This is a genomic window from Pseudomonas sp. P5_A12, from assembly GCF_056400685.1.
Window position 1 is genome coordinate 1 of record NZ_JBFUKU010000370.1, and the last position, 4527, is coordinate 4527.

Below are 4527 nucleotides of genomic sequence, written 5' to 3' on the forward strand. Positions count from 1 at the left end.
GATCAAGGCGGACATTCATCACGATGTACAACGGCTGCACTCCAGAGATCAAGGCGGACATTCATCACGATGTACAACGGCTGCACTCCAGAATCAGCCGGGAACACCAGAATGAAATCTTTGTAAGTGTCCGGGTAGATCGGACTGACAATGATGTTATCAGCCTGTTCGGTGGGCGGATAAATCCAAATCTGTGGCGCCTGTGGTGCGCCTTCTAACGCTGGAATTCCTAAAATGCTGGACGGGTCAGCGGCTGGTGTCCATATCAAGGTTACGCCGTCACCAAAGTCAGCCACTTGCTGGGAGCCTTGGGCAACGAACTGCACTACGGGAATCATTTCCCAGTCGCGGCGCTTCTGGGTGTTGTACCCGTATCCTTTCAAGGTACCATCGGCTTGTTGTTCGACGTGCAGGCGGACACGTGTGCGAGCTTGCTTGAGTGACTGGAGCTGTTCTTCTGTATATAGGCTGCTGTCGCCCAAGCTGGATGGCCACAGCAATGCAACAAATCCCGCCAATGCTCCAGCAGCAACGCCAGTGGTAGCCCCGGAAGCCACAGCGCCAGCCGTGCAAAGACCACCACAAGACACACCGCCAGCAGTCGCAGCGACACCGCCGCCTAATAGAAGTGTTCCAAGTGAGGCGGGTAGGGCTCCACTGATTTTCTTGAGGGGAATGTTTCCTTGTGTATCCGTTTCACGGCCACCCAGCAAGRCAAACTCGCCATATTGGCTAATCGGATCGGTGGGAATGGCTCCGCTGGGACTGATGTAGTTAATGGTCCCATCTGGCAGTGTGCAACTCTTGGCGAAGACGCATCCGCGTGGGGCCACTTCATCCCGCTTCTTGATCGTATTCCTACGTGCGTCAGCTTCCCGCTCGTTCCTTTCGTTCGCCGCCAGTGTTCTGCCCCAAGCCGCCAGTGCTTCCTCTGTCGCCTCGGCATGTAGCCTGTTTCCGTCTATCCCGTTACATCCCTTATAACTCGGGAAAAGGTTTTCAACCGCCATAACACCCCCTGTGCAAATTGACGATCCATGTTCGCCATTCAAGTGCGACAGGACGCTACTTCACGGGTGTTTGCTATGTCTGCAGGACGATTCCCAAAGTTTATGAAAAGTCGTCAGTGGCTGCATGAGTGGGGTGACGCCACTGAGTTGGCCATAACGCAAGCGGAGGATTCGGAGTTCACATACGAGGCGAGTTAAGGGGGCGGATCTGTTTTAAATATATCGTTCGTACTCTTTAAAACAGCTAGGTTGATGAGCAACCTGTGGCGAGGGAGCAWGCTCCCTCGCCACAGGGCTGCGGTTACACGTTGGGCTCTATTTTATCCAGCACTCGGATCGCCGTGATCTCCGCCACCATGATGCTGTTGGAAATCCCCAGCAGGGCGTGGCGCGACTCACCCTCCAAATGCAAGTGATGGACCATCACATCGATCGCCGCCAGCGTTTCAACCAAAAACACGCCAAGGGTTTCTGCTGTCGCCTCCGGGTTCACGGCAAACAGCTTGCTGGGTTTGCGCGCGGTGGCTTTGATGTCGGCATTCGACGGGATGTGGAAGTTGAGCGCGCGCTCGGCGGCCTCGTTGAGTTTTTTTTGAATCGGGTTCATACGGGGGAAGCCGGATCGGTGTCTGGCGGATTGGGCGTTACCTTGAACATGGTGAAACTCCTAGAGAAATGGAGCTGCCACGATTCGCTGCGAAACGAAAATAAGGTGGCAACTGTACGCGGGTTCGCAGACCAGGACTCTAGGAACCCGGCAGACCCGAAGGTCTCCCACGCACAGCCGCCATGACATGAGAAACAAACCTGACGAAGCATCTGCTCATGGACGGTAGACGTTGTGCGTCTAGAGATTACCCGGGCTGCGAAACCCGATCACTGATGGGCAGTGACACGAGTCAAGTTACCGAGCGGCCCCAAGGCGCACAAGCCGGCGGATTCTGGCGTAGCCGTAGGCAACGGCGCAAGGTTTTGTGGCTTTCAGGACGTAACCTGGACGGGTTTTAAACAAGCCCTTTCGGGCGACGTTTAAAACCCCGAGTTCTCCCACTGCGGGAACTCGAATGTTTGGCAGGCTCAGGATTCGTTGTGACCAGAGACGGGTTTTGTGGTGGTTTGCTTTTGCGCGCGCCAGGTGGCAGGCGGCATGCCGAACTGGGTGATGAACCAGCGTGTGAAGGAGCTCGCCATGGAATACCCGAGCATGTCGGCGATACGCCCCAGCGAATAATTCGGATTCTCCAGGTAACGCAGGACCAGATCGCGGCGCACGTCGTTGATCAGGTCGTTGAAGGCGCAGTCGTCATCTTTGAGACGACGCTGCAGGGTCCGTACGTTCATGCCCTGAGTCTGGGCGATCTGCTCAATGGTGGCGCGCCCCATTGGCAGCAGCACGTAAATGGCCTTGCGCACCTCGAACAGCAACGACGGTCCTTCATCGCTCAGCAATGAGTCGAGGTAACTCTGTGCGTAACGTGCCATGGCCGGGTCGGCATGGGGGTTGGTCACGTCCAGGCTGGCATTGGAACAGACGATGCCGTTGAACTCGCTGCCGAACTCCATCTTGCAGCCGAACAGGCGGCGATGCAGTTGCAGGTTGTCCGGCGGCTGGTGGGTAAAATTGACGCTGTAGGGGCTCCAGTGTGCCCCGAGCAAGGCCGCGCACAAACGGAACATCACGCCGATGGCCAGTTCGTTGGCTTGCCGGCAGGGCATAGGCGTGTCAGTCACCACCTCTTCGCGAATGATCACCATCTTGCCGGCCTCTTCAATGAAGATGGCCAGCGAGTCGTTCATCAAGTGACGGTAATGCGCCACGACCTCAAAGGCTTCTCGCAGCGTACGCTGGTGAGTGAGCAGCAGGCTGACCACCCCGAAGTCCGAGAGGTGGCGCGACTCGGCCATGCTCAGGCCGAAGCTCTGGCAGCCACTGGCGGCGGCTGAGTCTTCCAGCACGCGCACGGCGGAATCGATGGGAATCCGATGCTCAGGTGCTAACAACTGAGCCCTGCTCAAACCACTGGCTTCCAGTACATCGCGCGGGTTAAACCCCAGGTACTGGGTGACCTCCAGGTAGTTGGTCAAGACAGCTGCGCGAACAAGCTTGGTCATGCGTGGGTCTTCCCTGGGCCGGTTAGGTTGGAAATGAGCGTGGCGACTATATCCAGCGCGTCATGAAATGGAAAGTTGTGCGTAAGCGCCGGCGTGCGCTCGGTGTTCCTCTAATAGCCCCGTCTCATCGAGATAAAACTGTTCACGTATTGATTACAGTGGCCTTGAGCAAACCCGTTGTGATTTTCGACCAGCGGGCACCTCATGTCGGCCCAGTGAAATTTGTCATGAAAAGAAAAGTGGCTGACGTCCAATGAAAAGCGCTAGGGGTGGGGGAACTTTAATGTCAGCACAACAAAAATCTCTGACCAACGAGTCAGTCGAGTCATCGAGAAAGCGTAGGTGCTGACGTGGACAAACTGAATACTGTCGCAACCGTTTTGATCGTGCCGGGCTTGCGTGAGCATGTGGCCGAGCATTGGCAGACATTGCTTGAAGCCCGACTCTGCAAAGTACGCAGCGTCCCGCCGCTTGAAACCGACAAGCTCGACTGCGCCGCACGGGTTCGTGCGATCCAGCACGAACTGGAGCAGATCGAAGGACCGGTGATCCTGGTCGCCCACAGTGCCGGTGTTCTGATGGTCGCGCACTGGGCAGCGTTGCACAGTCGTCCGATCAAGGGCGCTCTGCTGGCCGCGCCACCAGACCTCGAGGCTACCTGGCCGCAAGGCTACCCCACTTCCGAATCTCTGCGGGCCCATGGCTGGGATCCGCTACCCCAAGGTCAGTTGCCGTTCCCAAGCCTGGTGGCCGGCAGCACCAATGATCACCTTGCCAGCCTGGACGCCGTCACTCGCATGGCTCAAGGCTGGGGTGCCGAACTACGCAATTTTGGCGCAGTGGGCCATCTCAACCCGGCTGCAGGATTTGGCCACTGGCCAGAAGCGGAAGCGCTCATCCTGGAACTGGACCGATAGTTCAGGCGCCGACTGGCTGTAAGCCAACCGGCATTTGCCCTCACTCCTGAGAAGCGCAAGTCCCTGGTACAAGGGAATGCGTGGGGGCTGCTGCGCTTAAAAACAAATACAAAAAGGCGGAGAAACATCGCAATGCACAACAATAAGAGTCAAGGCTTCACGGTTTCGCGTTACACGTTGCTGGCTTCGGCCATCCTGGCGGCTTCCATGCCGACCGCCCAGGCGGTTGAACTGGATACGGGCAATCCAGACTGGACCGCGCGCATCGATAACACCGTCAAGTACAACTACGGTGTACGCACCGAAAGCGCCAACACGCGCATGTTGGGGACGCCAAACAACAACGATGGCGACTACAACTTCCGCAAGTCCGGAACCAACATCACCAACCGTGTCGACCTGTTGACCGAGATGGACGTGGTCTACAAGAACGCCATGGGCTTTCGCGTCAGTGCTGCCAGCTGGTACGACAAGGCGTATGACAACAC

Annotated in this window: 3 protein-coding genes and 2 pseudogenes; 2 read left to right on the top strand and 3 right to left on the bottom strand. The window is 57.1% G+C overall.

Features of this window, described 5'->3' with window-relative positions:
• Positions 1-53: 53 nt before the first annotated feature.
• The 3 genes and pseudogenes from AC1DSG_RS28045 to AC1DSG_RS28055 all read right to left on the bottom strand — a co-directional run.
• A pseudogene (locus tag AC1DSG_RS28045) lies at positions 54-1010 on the bottom strand (S-type pyocin domain-containing protein); the annotation flags it as partial.
• A gap of 301 nt (positions 1011-1311) precedes the next feature.
• Positions 1312-1667 (bottom strand): annotated as a pseudogene (locus tag AC1DSG_RS28050) (DUF6124 family protein).
• Positions 1668-2087: 420 nt separating this feature from the next.
• Positions 2088-3122, bottom strand: a complete 1035-nt coding sequence (locus tag AC1DSG_RS28055) for an AraC family transcriptional regulator (RefSeq protein WP_477793778.1) — start codon at positions 3120-3122, stop codon at positions 2088-2090.
• A gap of 350 nt (positions 3123-3472) precedes the next feature.
• Here AC1DSG_RS28055 and AC1DSG_RS28060 point away from each other — a divergent pair, with 350 nt between their 5' ends.
• Both AC1DSG_RS28060 and AC1DSG_RS28065 read left to right on the top strand, forming a co-directional pair.
• Positions 3473-4039, top strand: coding sequence for an RBBP9/YdeN family alpha/beta hydrolase (locus tag AC1DSG_RS28060; protein ID WP_477793779.1), 567 nt, complete (start codon positions 3473-3475; stop codon positions 4037-4039).
• 132 nt (positions 4040-4171) lie between these two features.
• Positions 4172-4527, top strand: a 356-nt coding sequence (locus AC1DSG_RS28065; RefSeq protein ID WP_477793780.1) for a DUF1302 family protein, incomplete at its 3' end; no start/stop codon positions are given.

Bases quoted from the DNA above. Each gene is read 5' to 3' on its own strand.
- AC1DSG_RS28055 (WP_477793778.1), bottom strand. From the start codon at position 3,122: ATGACCAAGCTTGTTCGCGCAGCTGTCTTGACCAACTACCTGGAGGTC.